Source organism: Pedobacter cryoconitis (genome assembly GCF_014207135.1).
Classification (GTDB): Bacteria; Bacteroidota; Bacteroidia; order Sphingobacteriales; family Sphingobacteriaceae; genus Pedobacter; species Pedobacter cryoconitis_D.
In genome coordinates this window covers 379,559-396,881 of sequence record NZ_JACHCC010000007.1, presented here as the reverse complement: position 1 = coordinate 396,881, position 17,323 = coordinate 379,559, and the positions used below count along the sequence as shown (strand labels likewise).

15 protein-coding genes are annotated in these 17,323 nt (G+C 39.5%); 8 read left to right on the top strand and 7 right to left on the bottom strand.

Annotated elements, in window-relative coordinates; all coding sequences use genetic code 11:
- Window positions 1–489: 489 nt before the first annotated feature.
- From HDF25_RS15160 to HDF25_RS15150, 3 genes are all read right to left on the bottom strand, one after another.
- Entirely contained in the window at window positions 490–1,704 is a 1,215-nt protein-coding gene (locus HDF25_RS15160) for a PAS domain S-box protein (RefSeq protein WP_184626179.1), read from the bottom strand.
- A gap of 267 nt (window positions 1,705–1,971) precedes the next feature.
- The gene (locus HDF25_RS15155; protein ID WP_184626177.1) at window positions 1,972–2,331 is read right to left on the bottom strand and encodes a CoA-binding protein; all 360 of its coding nucleotides are present in this window, start codon (window positions 2,329–2,331) and stop codon (window positions 1,972–1,974) included.
- Between the two features lie 58 nt (window positions 2,332–2,389).
- On the bottom strand, window positions 2,390–3,931 hold the full coding sequence (locus HDF25_RS15150) for an NAD(P)/FAD-dependent oxidoreductase (protein ID WP_184626175.1): 1,542 nt from the start codon (window positions 3,929–3,931) through the stop codon (window positions 2,390–2,392).
- Window positions 3,932–4,161: 230 nt separating this feature from the next.
- On the opposite strand from HDF25_RS15150, the gene HDF25_RS15145 reads away from it, so the two are divergent.
- The 8 genes from HDF25_RS15145 to HDF25_RS15110 all read left to right on the top strand — a co-directional run bounded on the left by HDF25_RS15145 (window position 4,162) and on the right by HDF25_RS15110 (window position 9,624).
- A complete protein-coding gene (locus HDF25_RS15145; protein ID WP_184626173.1) occupies window positions 4,162–4,743 on the top strand; it encodes a LemA family protein in 582 nt (193 codons plus the stop codon).
- Between the two features lie 79 nt (window positions 4,744–4,822).
- Window positions 4,823–5,266: a TPM domain-containing protein gene (locus tag HDF25_RS15140; protein ID WP_184626171.1), complete on the top strand. Its 444-nt coding sequence runs from the start codon at window positions 4,823–4,825 to the stop codon at window positions 5,264–5,266.
- A gap of 9 nt (window positions 5,267–5,275) precedes the next feature.
- Window positions 5,276–6,040: a TPM domain-containing protein gene (locus HDF25_RS15135; RefSeq protein WP_184626169.1), complete on the top strand. Its 765-nt coding sequence runs from the start codon at window positions 5,276–5,278 to the stop codon at window positions 6,038–6,040.
- 2 nt (window positions 6,041–6,042) lie between these two features.
- Window positions 6,043–6,447: a hypothetical protein gene (locus HDF25_RS15130; protein WP_184626167.1), complete on the top strand. Its 405-nt coding sequence runs from the start codon at window positions 6,043–6,045 to the stop codon at window positions 6,445–6,447.
- Between the two features lie 10 nt (window positions 6,448–6,457).
- Window positions 6,458–7,012, top strand: a complete 555-nt coding sequence (locus tag HDF25_RS15125) for an NUDIX hydrolase (RefSeq protein ID WP_184626165.1) — start codon at window positions 6,458–6,460, stop codon at window positions 7,010–7,012.
- A 112-nt stretch (window positions 7,013–7,124) separates the two neighbouring features.
- Entirely contained in the window at window positions 7,125–7,283 is a 159-nt protein-coding gene (locus tag HDF25_RS15120; RefSeq protein WP_184626163.1) for a class I lanthipeptide, read from the top strand.
- A gap of 885 nt (window positions 7,284–8,168) precedes the next feature.
- A complete protein-coding gene (locus tag HDF25_RS15115) occupies window positions 8,169–8,324 on the top strand; it encodes a hypothetical protein (protein ID WP_184626161.1) in 156 nt (51 codons plus the stop codon).
- Between the two features lie 115 nt (window positions 8,325–8,439).
- Window positions 8,440–9,624 (top strand): lanthionine synthetase LanC family protein, encoded by a 1,185-nt coding sequence (locus tag HDF25_RS15110; protein WP_184626159.1) that lies wholly within the window; start codon window positions 8,440–8,442, stop codon window positions 9,622–9,624.
- Between the two features lie 31 nt (window positions 9,625–9,655).
- Here the strand turns inward: HDF25_RS15110 and HDF25_RS15105 are convergent, their stop codons facing one another.
- The 4 genes from HDF25_RS15105 to dnaA all read right to left on the bottom strand — a co-directional run bounded on the left by HDF25_RS15105 (window position 9,656) and on the right by dnaA (window position 17,147).
- Complete coding sequence (locus tag HDF25_RS15105) at window positions 9,656–10,468, bottom strand: tyrosine-protein phosphatase (protein WP_184626157.1); 813 nt, start codon at window positions 10,466–10,468, stop codon at window positions 9,656–9,658.
- A gap of 21 nt (window positions 10,469–10,489) precedes the next feature.
- Window positions 10,490–12,100: a SusD/RagB family nutrient-binding outer membrane lipoprotein gene (locus HDF25_RS15100; protein ID WP_184626155.1), complete on the bottom strand. Its 1,611-nt coding sequence runs from the start codon at window positions 12,098–12,100 to the stop codon at window positions 10,490–10,492.
- Between the two features lie 18 nt (window positions 12,101–12,118).
- Complete coding sequence (locus HDF25_RS15095; protein WP_221450914.1) at window positions 12,119–15,484, bottom strand: SusC/RagA family TonB-linked outer membrane protein; 3,366 nt, start codon at window positions 15,482–15,484, stop codon at window positions 12,119–12,121.
- Window positions 15,485–15,716: 232 nt separating this feature from the next.
- Window positions 15,717–17,147: a chromosomal replication initiator protein DnaA gene (gene dnaA, locus HDF25_RS15090; protein ID WP_184626153.1), complete on the bottom strand. Its 1,431-nt coding sequence runs from the start codon at window positions 17,145–17,147 to the stop codon at window positions 15,717–15,719.
- Window positions 17,148–17,323: the final 176 nt, after the last annotated feature.

Below are 17,323 nucleotides of genomic sequence, written 5' to 3'. Positions count from 1 at the left end.
TTCAAGTTTCCCTTCCTCCGAAGCGGGATGCAAAAGTAGGAAAATTATGCCGTCCTCCAAACATTACACCACTATTATTTGTATTAAAACACTAATACGCTGATTTTCAATCCGAAAAGTTTCAACACACTTAACACTGAGCTAACATTAGCTTAATTTCAGCCCGGCAGACCAGGAAAATCAGTCCAAGCCCCTCCTCTTATATACTATATACCTGTGGTTCGGGTCAGCCTGCAGTCAGCCTTTGGATAGAACTATCGCTGGCATACTAATCCTGCATAATGGGTCCAGGTATTTTAACTAGTCAAAATACCTGGACTGGCCATAGACCAACAACGTGCCGATACTGGTTCAGTCTCGACCAGTACCCGAACACTACCCGACTACAACCCTAACAATCCCATAATCTTTCATCATTGCTGTTATAGCTATATTAAGTATATATATACTATCAAAACACAAAGACTACCAAATGATGGATACTGCAGATCAATTAAGCATGTTCTTATGCAATTGCCCCATCTTCCCTTCCATGGTTTGTTTATTAATCATGATCACAGCGTCATCAAGTTCTTTAGAGGATACAGCCAGGAAGTCAATAAATTCCGTCACTTCCTGGTGGTCTCCAGAATTCTTAATTAAACTGATCAGTCCTAATATATTGCTCAGGGGCCGTCTTACCTGATGAGAATTAAGCCAGGCGATTTCTTTCAATTGCTCATTCTGGCTTAGTAACTGCTGCTCATATCTTTTTTGCTTATCAATATCCTGCATAGCCCCGATCATTCGTACAGGTTCCCCGTTCTGATCAAAGATTGCATATCCTCTGTCCCGGATATACTTAAAGGCACCATCAGCACATCTGTACCTGTATTCCGCAAAAAAGTACTTCTGTTTATCTGTAAAAATATTTTTAAACGATTCCATCACTAATCCTCTGTCATCAGGATGGATCTTTTGCATTGCCCCCGAAATATCTGTATTAGGCTCCTTATCATAACCATAAGTTTCATTATAGCCCTGCATCCATTTCAGTTCATCACCTGCCACATCATAGTCCCAGATGACATCATTTGTAGCATGGTTCACTGTTTCATACAGCTGAAGCAAGTCATTGATCTTTTTCTCGTCTTTAATCGACTTATCAATATCTACTACCATCACCAGATAAGCCCCGTTTTTAATCAGCGGAATAGTATGAAAGGTAGTCTTTACATAAAACCGCTCACCACATTTTTTCTGGTGTATCCAGATCCTGGATTCCGGATCAAGCGCTCCATATTGATCCATAAACTCTCTGATCCGCCCGTGCTCCTCCACCGGCCGAATATCAAAACTGGTCATCTGCAAAAACTCCTGTTCTGAATAACCATATAACCTGGTCATCGCTTCATTAACAGACAAGATCTTAAAGCTGTCTTTAGCCATCACATAAATAGCAAGAGGACTGGTGTCAAACAACTTCTGATAATTAAACTCAGTGGCTTCGTGATTTTTCTGATAATATCGGATAGAGAAGAAAATAATGAAAGATCCGGTGATCATTAAAATAATGTCCAGAATAATGTGGGTGTTAATCAGCGTGTGAGGAGGATGTGATCCTGTCGCAGAAGTATGGCCTATCAGTTTATGACCTATCAGCAGCACTGTTATCCCCACCAACAAATAAAAAACTATTATTTTAAGCAGGGGCCTCTTTCTCATTTGAAATTCATTGTTTATCGTTTATCCTTATTAGATAAACACTATAAAAAAATAAACACTCGTCTATCTAAAATAGTAATCAATTATCAAACATTCATGTATTTAACAAAAAACCTTTATCATTTAATCATAAAATGACCTTTAACATAGTTTAACAGATCATAAACTACTCCGGCAAAATAAAATATAAGAATTTAAAAAACCAGCTGACGAACTATCGTTTGAATATGCGCAGGGCAGAAAAAGGGGTTGTGAATTACGACAAGCTCAGTATTGACCAGTAGACAATAAAACCAGTGTACAAGCTTCAACAGCCAGAATGCCATTCGCCTTCAGTACTTCTTCCAGTTCGTCATTTTCTGTTCCGGGATTAAAAATAACCCGTTTAGGTTTTGTTTTCAGGATATAATCAAAATAACCTGCCTGTAAATCCGGGCCGATATATAAAGTGATCGTGTCAATATCATTGTGGATTTCTACCGGCTTCTCAATCGGAACATCGGCAACCTCTCCGCTTTTAATACCTACATTAACAATGTCATGTCCTTTTTCTTTCAGCATATGCGCTGCCAGATAAGCATATCTCGCAGGATTTGTAGTTGCCCCAATGATTAGCGTGTTCTTCATTTTACACCTGTTTCACGTATCGTATATAGCTAATTTAACAGCAAAAATCCCGATTTGTTTAATTAAAATTCAGGATTGCATTCGCACAGTTTACACCATCTATGGCAGCAGAAACGATGCCTCCAGCGTAACCGGCCCCTTCTGCACATGGATATAATCCAGCTACCTGCGGATGCTGAAAAGTTTCCCGGTCCCTGGGAATACGCACCGGAGATGAACTTCTGCTTTCCACACCAACCAGTATAGCTTCATTGGTATAATAGCCTTTCATTTTTTTACCAAAAAGCGGTAAAGCATTTTTCAGACTGGAAGCAATAAAATCCGGAAGCGCATCTTTGAGCATGACACTTTTTGTTCCGGGTAAATAAGAATTTTTAGGTAGATCGGTTGAAATCCTATCCTCTACAAAATCAATCATTCTTTGCGCAGGAGCTACTAAATTGCCTCCTCCGAGCTCAAACGCAGTTTTCTCGATTTCTGCCTGGAAATTCATCATCCGCAGCGGGTCATCCCCAGGAACATCCTCAAGCGTAACCTGAACCACGGTTCCTGAATTTGCAAACGGATTATTTCTTTTCGAAGGTGACCAGCCATTAACCACAATTTCATTTTCATAAGTAGCACAGGGAGCAATTATACCTCCCGGACACATACAGAATGAAAATACACCTCTGCTGCCCACCTGTTCAACCAGACTATAATAAGCCGGTGGCAAAAACTCACTTCTTACCGGACAGTGATACTGTGCTTCGTCAATAATTGCCTGAGGATGCTCAATACGCACACCCATCGCAAAAGGCTTTGCTTCTACCAGGATACCCTTATGATGGAGTAAAGTATAAATGTCCCGGGCAGAGTGCCCTGTAGCCAGGATCACCGCATCAGCCAGCAGTGTATCTTCTTCATTCACCACTACACCTTTGATTTTACCTGATGAAATGATCAGATCGGTTACTTTCTGATCAAAATTCACCTCACCACCTGCTTCCAGTATAGTTTTTCTGATAGACGTAATAATCTGCGGAAGTTTATTGGTTCCGATATGCGGACGTGCATCTACCAGAATATCATCTGTGGCACCGTGCTGCACAAAAACCTGCAATACTTTATTGATATCCCCCCTTTTATTGGAGCGTGTATATAATTTTCCATCGGAATAGGTACCTGCACCACCTTCTCCATAACAGTAATTTGATTCTGTATTGACTATCCCCTCTTTGTTAATCATTGCCAGATCTCTTCTGCGTTGCTTCACATCTTTTCCACGTTCCAGAACAACAGGTTTCATCCCGTTTTCTATACATTGCAGTGCAGCAAACAGACCTGCCGGACCAGCACCAACAATAATTACTGTTTTTTTATCACGGACATTCTGATAATTAATTGCAAAAGGTTCTGTCTTTTCCTCCTCATCGATGAATACTTTCACCTGTAATCTGAAAATAACTTTACGGGAGCGGGCGTCTATAGATCTTTTAAGAATTTTAAACCCCTGAATACGGGATGCATCCAGTTTTAGTGCAGCAGCCAGTTTTTTGATCAGCTGTTCATCCAGCCCTGATTCTTCGGGTGCTATAGTAATTTCGATATCTTTTTGCATAAGAGGCGGGTCAGGTATTTATCCTGAACGGCTGCAAAGATAATAAATCCCGGATAATTTGCCTTCCCCGGGCAACCAGCAAAAAAAGCTCCTGCCAAAACATGCTGTCAACAGTATAAAATAATATTTTTACATACAAGTTGTCAGGTTTTCCTCTTTAAATGTAACAAAGGAACGGAAATTGAGTTGTATTATGTAAATTAACACGTATAAACCAAAACATCATAAAAATGAAAAGAGTAATATTAGGAGTTATCGCTGCCTTGTTCATCACCACCACGCTTAGCAGTTGTGGCTATAACACAATGGTTAAACTTGATGAGGATGTCAAAACTAAATGGAATCAGGTAGAAACACAATACCAACGCCGTTCTGATTTAATCCCTAATTTGGTAAGTACTGTAAAAGGTGCTGCTAAATTTGAACAAAGTACATTAACTGCTGTGATTGAGGCACGTGCGCAAGCCAGCCAGGTTAAGGTGAGTGCAGATGATTTAACGCCTGAGAAACTGGAAAAATTCCAGGCTGCCCAGGGTCAGATCGGACAGGCCTTAGGTAAACTGATGGTGCTTACAGAAAACTATCCTGAATTAAAAGCAACTCAGCAGTTCAGTGATCTTTCTGTTCAACTGGAAGGTACAGAAAACAGAATCGCTGTTGCACGTAAAGACTTCAACGATGCTGTTCAATCTTATAATGTTAAAGTAAGATCATTTCCGAACAACCTGACAGCAGGTATGTTTGGTTTCAAACAAAGAGCTGGATTTAAAGCCGATGCTGGTGCAGAACATACACCAAAAGTAGAATTTTAATTCATGTCCTATCATTTAAGGGTATTGTGTGTTTTATAATAAGAATACACATTACCCTTATTTATTTAAAACTATCATTATGCCATTTCTGACTGAACAAGAACAAGACCTGATAACCAATGCTATTGGTGAAGCTGAAAAACTTACTTCGGGTGAAATTAGAATTGCTGTAGAAAAGCATTGTAACGGCGAAGCTTTTGACAGAGCTACGTCCTACTTCTCTAAACTGGGTATGGATAAAACATCCCACCAAAATGGGGTATTGATTTATCTGGCCCATATTGACCATAAATTCGCAATTATAGGAGATCAGGGTATCCACAAAGTGGTGCCGGAAGATTTCTGGGAAACAACACAAATAGCTATGCAGGCCCATTTTGCCGGTGGAAACATCGTCAACGGACTCATCGCTGGTATCAAACTGGTTGGAGAAAAATTAGCGGTACATTTTCCTTACCAGAACGGGGATATTAATGAATTGCCAAATGATATCATATTCATGGATCAGAAGCAGTCAAACTAGATTAATCTAATGAAGAAACTCATCATTGCCTTATTCCTTACCGTACTTTGTACAAGTGTATTTGCGCAGCAATATCCAGCTACACCAAATACACTTGTCAATGACTATACGGGTACACTTTCCGAATCACAGAAACAACAGCTCGAAGCTAAACTTGTCGCCTTCGATGATTCCACTTCTACTCAGATCACTATAGTGATTCTCAAAAGTGTAGGAGAATATGATATTAATGAATATGCCCTGGGACTTGGCCGGAGCTGGGGAGTCGGCGGCAAAAAAAACAGCAACGGAGTAGTTATCCTGGTTGCTTTAGGTGACCGGAAAATCGCTATGCAGACCGGATATGGCGTAGAAGGTGTTCTACCTGATATTATCACCAAAAGAATTATTGATAATGAGATCAAACCTTATTTTAAGGAAGGCGATTATTATGGCGGGCTGGATGCTGGTACTACAGCAATTATCAAATATACTAAAGGGGAATATAAAAATGACAACCCGAAAGTAGCACAGAAAGGTGGTAGTTCAGGAATAATCATCCTGGTTGTCATTATCGTCATAATTGTCATCATCATCCGAAAAGGTGGTGGAGGCAATGGTCAGGTCATGAGTGGCCGGGGGGTTGGTGAAGCACTTTTCTGGGGCGCACTAATGGGCAGCGGCAGAGGTTCTGGCGGTGGTTTCGGTGGTGGCGGAGGTTCCGGCGGCGGAGGTGGATTTGGTGGCTTTGGCGGCGGTAGTTTTGGTGGTGGTGGTAGTAGTGGAAGCTGGTAATTATGTATAAACGTGATTTAATAACCGCCGAGATTCAGAAATTGGAACAGGCACTCGCCAGAATTCTGGGTTTAAAACAGCAGGGTAAACTGGAAGAAGCTGATAATGGCCTCGAAGAAATGCTGGAATCGGATTTTGGAATTCTTTTTCAGGACCTGATTGCCAGTGACGGGAATGATTTTATGATTTACCTGACCGAGAAAGACTTCCCTGCAGAAAAACTAGAGATCCTCTCCCGGCTCCTTTATCTCAAATTTGACAGCACAACCCATACGGAGCAGAATAAGTCTGTTGCACAGAAGTTACAGCTTATTTACCAGACACTGGAAGTTAAACACCGTGTGGTCAACATGAATAACCTCAACAGGCAAAAGACAATAAACGATTATATAAAGCAGAACGCGTAAGTAGATACGAATGGAGATTTTAAAATGGCAGAAGCTTTCTTCCAGATACCTGGTTAAAGAAAAGTGGGCCACTTTGCGGGTAGATACCTGCAGATTACAGAATGGTACGGTGAAAGATGATTACTACGTACTGGAATACCCAGACTGGGCAAATGCAGTTGCCTTAACTAAAGATAACAAGATCATTATGGTCAGGCAGTACCGTCATGCCGCAGATATTATCTCGCTCGAAATTCCGGGAGGGGTTATTGAACGAGGTGAAAATCCGGAGACAGGCGTAAAAAGAGAACTGCTGGAAGAAACTGGTTATTCTTTTGAAACCTGTGAACTGATTGCTACGCTGTATCCTAACCCTGCAACTTCTGATAACAGGACATTTACCTATTTACTAACCGGTGGAGTTAAGGTCAGCGAACAGGATCTGGATGAGCATGAAATTCTTAATGTCGAAGAATATACCATTGAAGAGGTCAAACAATTACTGACAGAAAATAAAATAGACCAGGCCTTGCATACCGCAGCACTTTTCTACGGATTGATGAAAATCAATGCTTTAACTAATTAAAGGATAATGGATTATTTTTTTCGCAAAAAACAAATGACACGGTGAATTATTTCAGAAAAAATGATATTTTAGATAAACAGAATTATATTTTAAACCTAAAATCATTAAAACGATGAAAAAAATTAAATTAAATTCACAAAAGTTGATCTTGAAAAAGGAAAAAATCGCTTCATTAACTGATACAAACAACAACCAGGTACTAGGCTGGCAACCAGTAACTACTGCAACGATCCGAACCTGCTGTGTACCAGCAACTGACATCTGTATCTAACTTTAAACAGAAAAAAATATGGAAAAGCTGCCCTGATCAGGGCAGCTTTTTTTTTGAAAAACAGCTGTTTCTTTCAGATTAAACAATATTTACATCTTAAGAAAAAATGAACAGAAGGAATATTGCATTACTTCAGAAATAACAATATTTTAGATAAACAAAATTATCTTACAACCTAAACCATTAAACCATGAAAAAGATTAAATTGAATTCACAAAAGTTGATCTTGAAAAAGGAAAAAATCGCTTCGTTAACAAACGTACAAAACGAACAGCCACTAGGCAATTGGCCAGTAACTACCTTAACTGTCAGAATCTGCTGTGAACCATTAACTGACCTCTGTTTCTAGTCTTAAAAAAGAAAAACATTGACAAGCTATCCTTATCCGGGTAGCTTTTTTTTTTAAAAAACAGCTATTTCCTTCAGATTAAACATCATTTACATCTTGATAAAAAACAAACAGAATAAACATTGTATTATTTCAGAAATAATAATATTTTAGATAAACAAAATTAATCTCTAACTTAAACCATTAAACCATGAAAAAGATTAAATTAAATTCACAAAAGTTGATCTTGAAAAAAGAAAAAATCGCTTCATTAACCACCGTACAAAACGAACAGGGAATGAACTTACCATTGACGACCTTTACTATCAGAGCCTGCTGCATACCACCAACCGACATCTGTATTTAATCTTAAAAACAGAAAAAATATAGAGAAGCTGCCTTGATCAGGGCGGCTTTTTTTTTGAAAAACAACCATTTCTTCAGATTAAACAGGATTTACATCTTGAGAAAAAATGAACAGAAAAAACATTGTATTATTTCAGAAATAATAATATTTTAGATAAACAAAATTAATCTCTAACCTAAACCATTCAACCATGAAAAAGATTAAATTGAATTCAGAAAAACTAATCCTGAAAAAAGAAAAAATTGCTTCACTAACCCCGGAGCAGGAGAAATTTGTGGACTGGATTCCGGTTACCACTGCCACTTTAAGATTTTGCTGTGATTTAACTGACATCTGCGCAGGCTAACAGGTAAATTTAATTCTTAAACTGAATCTCTGGTATGGTATGCTGTACCGGAGATTCTTGCATTAAAGATGTTGTCCTGAACAGATTATTGCCTAATAACGATTACATTGCTCCTATGAGGAAAGATATACATTCCATAATCAACCAGATATATTTATCCTTAAAAACACGTGACGCTTCGCAGATTGCCCTTTTCAACGGAGAAGCCGGATGCTGTCTGTTTGAGGAGTTCTATATCCGGCATTCAGAAAATAATTCTGTCAATACTGCCCGTTTTGAAGATAACCTCCAGGAATTGGCGGAGAATTCAATCGGATATAGTCACACTAATTTTTCAGGAGGCAAAGCTGGAATTAACTGGTTTTTCTCTTATCTGAATGCTAAACATATCCTTGATGATGACAGCTACGAAATACTTTGTGAAGATAATCCCGGTTTATATGAACAGGCTATCCTTTTACTGGAACAAGGCAATTATGACTTTCTACATGGTGCCATCGGAATAATCTATCATTCTTTATACACCAGGGCAAATGAAGCTAAAGAATTTCATCAGCATGCTTTTCAACTACTTTGCAAATTAGCTTATAAACCGGATGGACAGTTTTTTATCCCTAATTATAATCTGGAAAAAAACACTCCTATCCCGGACCAGGTCAATTTTGGGCTGGCACATGGATTACCAAGTGTTTTAAAGTTATGTCTGGAGTTCTTTAAACAGGATATTTGTAAGACAGATGCCAGAAAAATGGCTTATGATATTATAGCACTTCTAAAACTTCATAAAAATAAGAATGAGGATAAATCCTTGTTTCCCAGTACGGTCAGCATCAGCAATCATAAGCCAAATTACAGCCGCGTAGCCTGGTGTTATGGTGATCTGACCATTGGTTTTGTACTTTACCAGGCAGGACTGGTCTTCGAGGATCCTGAACTGATGGATTATGCTATAGTTATATTAATCCATACTTCTAAAAGAAGAAGTGAGGAAGAAACCGTCATCAGGGATGCCGGTATATGCCATGGAAGTGCGGGCGCTGCACATATCTATCATAAAATGTGGCATTTTACACAAAACAATGTTTTTAAAGAAACCTGCGATTTCTGGATACAAAAAACCATAGATTTTTCGTCTCATGAAGACGCTCTTGCTGGCTATAAAGCTTATGCCCCAACGGCCGAACAAAAATATATTGATTCACATGGTTTGCTGGATGGCGTAAGTGGTATTGGTCTGGTCCTGCTGAGCTATCTTACCGGTGATTTCAGCTGGGATTATTGTCTTATGCTCAATGATTAGACCATGAGCATAAGACATTAATACAGCAATTCTATTTAGTATATTTTTTCCTTAGCAGGGCGATATCATCAGCCGTCAGGCCAATTTCATCCGTAATAAACTGATCTACGCTACCGTACTGCTGAAAAATAGCTTTTACAGTAGCAATCAGGTATTCTGGTTTTACCTCAGCTAGATCACGGGCAACCTGCTCTTTGATATTCATTTGCATCATCATTTTCACCATCTTTTCATTCTCTGCTTTCCGGTATTCATTGGTAGCCAGATAATCTTCCAGCACTGTTTCATCAGGCACACCTAATACATGTAAAAAGAGTGCCGCACCTATACCTGTACGATCTTTTCCGGCTGTGCAATGAAACAACAAAGCATCCCCGTCGGGCATTTTCAACAGCTCCTGAAAAAAAGGCTTGTATTTTTCCTTCAAATGCGCAGTCTGACTATAAAAAGAAATCATCAGCGAGTCTCCGTTATTCAGTTTAGGTAATACAGCCATAATACCTGTCAGGCTTTCGCTCCCGGCTGGTAATTGTAAATAGGCCGCATTTGCAGGTAAACGATCTTTAGCCCTGGCAACTTCTTCATCACTGCGAAAATCGACAACCGATTTAATGTGTTTTTGTACCAATAGTTTGAGATCGTCATCAGTTAACTTGCTGATTTCGGCAGACCGGTACACCTTTCCCCATTTGACATGAGTTCCCTCATGAGTCAGATAACCACCCAGATCCCTGAAATTAACGGCCCCTTTTACCGGCACCAGCCTGGTTGTGTCATTCACCGATGCATTAGCTACCTGCAGGCCGGCAAATGCAGAAAATAATAAAACGAATATTGCTTTCATAGTTTTGTTTTTTGCTTCTGTTTATTTCAACAACCACATTTTCTGGTTGACATCATCGTTCCCGCCATACTGAGAACTGACAGCTGCCTTATAGTTTGCTGTATTATTATTCTGTTCTTCCAGTGGATATTGCCAGCGAAGGGGAATAACACCCGATGGATTGATACCCGGGCCATTGTTGGCAAAGTCTGGAATACCTGTACGGCGCCAGTTATAAAATGCTTCCCAGGCCGAGTTTTCAAAGAAGGCTACATATTTCTGCTGAAGGATCTGTTTCAGTCCATCCGTGTTATCGCCTTTATAAACTACATTGGGATTCGTCAGGAAATCATTGATTTTGATAGTCACAGTACCTAAAGTAACTCCTTTAACGTTCCCGATGTCATAACTCTGTCCCTCTGTTAATCCATAAAAACTAAGGGAAGCTTTAATCCCGTTCTGATACCACGTAGCTGCAGATCCGCTTACCCAACCTCTGTTAACTGCTTCTGCAATATTAAAACACAATTCCGGGTAACCGATCATCACTGCCGGTTCTGGTCCGGTGAAAGTAGTGAAGTATCTTTTATAATTTACGTAAGAATACATTCCGGTCGCATCATTAGCCGAAATGCTGCTCTGCGTTAATGCAGTACTTGCACCTACATAAGCAGTAAAATCACTTACACCTTTACCGCCGCTCAGCTGGGCCGGAGCAGGAGTTGAAGTGATAAATGTACGTGGGTCTTTATTTGCCGTTGTAATATCCAGATAAGTCTTACCCATATTTTCAAACAGGTTATAAGTCTCATCAGGGTTATAAATAAATTTGTTGACAGTCGCATTGTATTTAAAGGACAGGTTATCGTTATTACCGGTCAGCAAAGGATATTTAACAGGATTGCTTAAGATATCTGAAAACTGTTGTCTGATATTCAGATCTGCGTTATCATCTGCCCTTTTGCTCAAACTGATTAATACCCGCAGACGGTAACTGTTAATTACTCTCTGCCACTGAAGATAGGTTAATCCATAAATATCTCCCCCAACCAGCGTACCTGAATTATCTACAGACACAGCAGGTTTAATGGCTATTGTCATCGTCGCATTCGCATCTTCCAGTAATTGCAGACTTTTTCTATAAACTTCTTTCTGTACTTCAAACTTTGGCGCAAGATTCTTTGGATCTCCGGCTTCTGATACAGGAATATCACCTACCCGCTGGGTAAGCCATACAAAACTATAAGCCCTGAAAAATTTACTCAGTGCACCATATACACTATTGGCTGTTCCAAACTGTAAATTTGCCTGGCCTTCCAATTGGTTCACATATCTTAACATATCATAGGCTGTAGCTGTATTACTGAAAGAATAAGCATTATTACCTCTATAGTAAGAATTAGAAGAAACGGTATATTGATTCCATCTACCCAATTGTCCAAAAGGCTCCTCTCCTACAGCATTTGCTGCTTTTTCTACTACACCACCACCGCGGTACATACTCCAGGTCAGGTGATTCAATAACAACGGTGCAGGAACATTTGAATTTTCGCTTGCTACATTCGGGTTAGAAAGTAAATCACCTTTCTGACAGCCACCCAGTACTACCGCAACGATGAGCAGACTGGTTAATTTTATAATATTTAATTTCATTTTCTTAAGATTAATAGATTAGAAGCCTATGCTCAGATTAACACCAAAACGGCGGGCCGTTGAACTTTGCAGGTCACTTTGTTTACCTCCAAGGGATTTACTTGATAAATTGAACCCTGAAGCATACTGATCAAGGTCAATATCTTTACGTTTAGCAAAATAGAGCAGGTTTCTTCCGATTAAAGAAATGCTCGCTGAGCGGATAAATGATTTAGCCAGGAATTTTTTAGGCAGATTATAACCGATAACCACCTCACGCAGTTTCACATAAGAACGGCTCACCATAAATGGCTCATCAAATAATCCGTAAACACCATTTTGTATATAGTTTCTTAAGGTTACGGCTTTACCGTTTTGCGCAAAGGTCAGCTGATCATAGTTATCAATCTTACCGTTTGTATAATGTGGTGTACCTGAGGTAATCACTACACCGTTTCCTACCATTGCGCCGGTTGCATTCACTGTACCGCCATTTGTGCTTTGCCATTCTTTCAAACGGGCATCACCATATTGTCCCTGAACCAGGTCGGCTGCTGTACCGGCGTTAAGCATCTGTGCGTATACGTAATCGAATATTTTACCGCCAATGCGACCATCAAACTGAAAACTGAAACTGAAATTCTTATAGCTAAACTTGTTATTGAAACCAAATACAAAATCTGGGTTTGCATAGCCAAGTAATTGATTATTATTCACACCTGCCTGCTGTGCTAAAGGTAAACCACTGGCATCATGAATGATTTGTCCATCCGGGGCCCTGACATAAGCACGTCCGTAAATTCCATCCAGACGTTCTCCGACTTTATAATTATGGTTATTGATTGCCCATCCATCTACACCGTTGTAAATTTTGCTCAGGGTTTCTTTATAAGTAGACAGATTGGCCATTACATCCCAGCTAAATCCACTCTGTGTTTTAACAGGGGTACCTGTCACAGATAATTCCCATCCTTTTTTCTTAGAGGTGATCGCGTTGACACTTTCCGTACTGTATCCTGTTGAAGGAGCGACCGGCAATTGAAATACCAGTGGTCCGTTAATAGAAGTAAAATAAGTAAAATCAACACCCAACCTGTTTTTCAGGAACCTGATTTCTGTTCCTGCCTCATAAGATTTCACATCAAATGGCTTGATGTTATTATTGGCGATATTTTTTGAATAATCAACAGATGGGGTATTGTTGTAATAAGTATTCACGTTATAGGTATTCTGGTTGTCATAAGTTGGTCCATCATATGAACTATATAATTCTGTTCCGTAACCACCGTAAGTACCCCCACCCAATAAAGTACCCACTGTATTTCCTGTCAGGGCATTATAAGCTGTTCCGATAGTCGGACTTGTTAATGCACCCCTGACATCAGCAAAAGAGCCACGTAATTTCAGGAATGAAATAAATTCAGGCAATTTAACATAGTCACTGACTACAGAACTCAGGGATACCGAAGGGTAAAAGAAGACATCATGACCAGCAGGTAATGTAGATAGTTTATCCACACGACCGGTTGTATTGATGTTTAACCAGTTTTTGATTCCAAAGTCAAAAGTATAATAACCACTCGAAACCTGCATCTTAGAACCAAAATTGTAAGATTTAACAGGCCCCTGAGAATTAGCCAGTGTATAAACACCCGGAAGAGTTAGCGCGTAAGTTGTAGCCCAGGTAGAATTATATTCAAATGTTCTTAAGTTAGCACCAGCCGAACCTGAGAGATTGAAGTCTTCGCTGAATTTCTTATTGTAATTAGCCAGAAAATCGTGATTGTGTTCGATTAAATTACGCTGATCCTCTCTGTAATCACCATACCAGATATTGTAGACACCATTGGTCTTATTGAAATAATAATCGTTTACATACTGATTTAAGTTGGTGGATGGCGGAACTTTTTCTGTACGTAACTGGTTCCAGGTAGTTACCTGAGAACGTAAACTGAAATTCAGGTTATCATTGACCTTATAACTTAATTTAGCATAACCGTTGATATCAGTTTTTTTATGGCTGTGCAGCCATTCATTAGCTGTAAAATAAGGGTTATTATGTCTTCCGTACTCTACAAAGTTCTGTACCAGTCCCTGACGTCCACGCGGGCCTCCGTAATAGTCCTTTACGTCATTCAGATCCCAGCTTGCTGAACCGTATACTTTAAACTGGTAAACATAACTGTTAGGCCCGTAAGAAACATCCGGGATATTCGGTGTGTACTGAGAATTGAAATTCAGGTTGGCATCCATTCTCCATTTGGGACTGAAATTATATCCTCCATAAATATTCATGTTATCAATATTCAGTTTTGTATTCGGGGCCATTCCTTTCTGATAAGTATGGCTCACAGAAGTACGCATATCATATTTATCACCCGAAGCACTCACAGAAACGTTATTGGTACTTAACAAACCCATTTCCATAAAATTTTCGAAGTTATTAACACCTTTGGCCAGCCATGGTGTTTTAGTACGGACCCCGGTAACAGGATCTACTGGGCTGTCATACTGAGCTACTCCCTGACCGTCAAATTTAGGCCCCCAGATATTTGTCCGTCTGTAGCTCCCGTCAAGGTCATAAAGATCATTACCATAAGCATATTTGTAGTCATTACCGTAACCATACTGTGTCTGTGCTTTTGGTACCGCAGTATATCCTTTCTCGAACATCGTACTGCTGTTCAATTCAACGGTAAACCCGCGACCGTCTTTAGTCCCTTTTTTTGTAGTCACCAGGATGGCTCCGTTTTGCCCCCTGAAACCATATAATGCCGCAGCGTTTGGCCCTTTTAACACAGTATAGGTTTCAATATCATCAGCACTGATATTCCAGGTATCCGAATTAACAGGCACCCCGTCTACAACAAAGAGCAGATCGGTACTTCCTCTTAATACCAATTGCGGACGCCCCAGTAATTCAGCATTACCTCCAACGGTCAGACCAGCGATCTTTCCTGTTAAGGAGTTAATCGCATTGGGTTCTCTGGCTTTAACCAGTTCACTTCCTTTAATCTCCTGAGTAGCATAACCGATCTTTCTGACATCTTTTTTGATCCCCAGAGCAGTAACAACTACTTCTGTTAAGAGTTTGGAGTCATTTTTCAGCTCAAAATTAAGTACAGGTTCACCGCTTGTAACGACCTCTTGTGTCAGATAACCGATTGAACTGATTACAATCGTTTTTCCTTTGGGTACGCTGAGGCTGTACGTCCCGTTGGAAGAACTTATTGTACCTGTAGTTGTTCCTTTGATTTTGATGCTGGCACCTGGCAGGGGTGCTTTTGTTTCATCGGTAACTGTTCCTTTTAGCTGTACATTCTGTGCAAATAAATGGATGTTAATGAGGCAGACGAATACCAGGGTTAGCAGCATTCGCAAGAAGTTGGGTAGAGTTTTTTCCATGAATTTTTTAATTAGATTAAATCCTTCACGAAAGTATCCGGGGGGTATTAGGGAATTGTTGGCTGTAGATAATGATAAAATGATTTATCTTATCGTTTTCCAACATATTTCTTAAATTTTTAAGATTAATGTTAAGAAATTAAAAAATTAGATGTAAATCACTAAAACCGCCAAACGGAATAGTAACTTATTCATTACAAAACAACAATCAGGTTACACTAACCGGAATGAGTTAATTCATCTTAAGTTTCTTCTGGATATCGTGTACATATCCCTTAAATTTCTTGTCGGTATCGATCAGGTCTTCCACAGTCTGACAGGCATAAATTACAGTAGAGTGATCTCTGCCACCAAAGAATGCACCGATAGTTTTAAGAGAGGATTTAGTATGGCTTTTAGACAGATACATGGAGATTTGTCTTGCCTGTACAATTTCGCGTTTACGGGTCGATGATTTGACCATATCTACAGGGACTTCAAAATATTCACAAACCAGTTTCTGAATATATTCCATTGAAATCTCTTTCGTAGTATTTTTGATAAAGTTCTTCAGCATTTGCTTAGCCAGAGAAAGATCAATATCTTTTTTATTTAAAGTAGACTGTGCAAGCAGGGAAACCATAGCACCTTCCAGCTCTCTGACATTGTTATCGATATTATTGGCAACGTACTCTACAACTTCCTGAGGAAGTTCGATACCATCTGCATACATCTTCTTTCTTAGAATGGCGATCCTGGTCTCCAGATCCGGAATTTGCAAATCTGCAGAAAGTCCCCATTTGAACCTGCTCAGCAATCTTTCTTCCAATCCGGCCAGATCCTTAGGTGCTTTATCAGAAGTCAGGATAACCTGTTTACCAGACTGATGAAGGTGGTTGAAGATATGGAAAAAGATATCCTGTGTTTTTTCTTTTCCGGCGAAATTATGTACATCATCCATAATGATGACATCCATTGCCTGGTAGAAATTCACAAAATCATTAATTGTATTATTTTTCAGGGAGTCTACAAACTGCTGACAGAACTTCTCGCAGGAAACATAGATTACCAGCTTATCGGGCATTGTTCTTTTAATCTCATTACCGATGGCTTGTCCCAGATGGGTTTTACCCAGCCCTACCCCGCCATAGATCATCAGTGGATTAAAAGAAGTACCTCCTGGTTTTGCTGCTACAGCATACCCTGCTGAACGTGCCAGTCGGTTACAGTCTCCTTCAATATAATTTTCAAAAGTATAATTTGAATTCAGCTGAGGATCTACGTTCAGCTTTTTCAGTCCTGGTATTATAAATGGATTTTTGATATCCTTGTTTATAGAAACAGGTATTGGCATAGATTGCAGTTTAGCTTCTGCCCCGTTTCCATTGGAGGGCATGTTGGTAGTATAGGGCGAACCACTATTGGAAGACTTATCCACAACGATGTTGTACTCCAGTCTGCCTTCCTCCCCAAGCTGTTTTTTAACAGTCTTGCGCAGCAAACCTACATAATGTTCTTCCAGCCATTCATAGAAAAATAAACTTGGTACCTGTATGGTTAAAACTTTACCATCAAGCTTAAGGGCAGAGATCGGTTCGAACCAAGTTTTAAAGCTTTGTCCCGGTATATTGTCCTTAATTATTTGAAGACAGTTTTTCCATACTTCTGTACAAGTTTTTTCCATAGTGCCCATATAATTATTGGTTTTTTATAACGAAAACAGCCTATAGAAACCGCTGATCCGAGAGATCGAAGATTCAAAAAATTATCAACAAAAAAAACTAAAATTTCATTTATTTAGTAAGTACTTAAACAGCAGAGTTATACCATAGTTAACCTAAATTTTTTATGTGGATAACT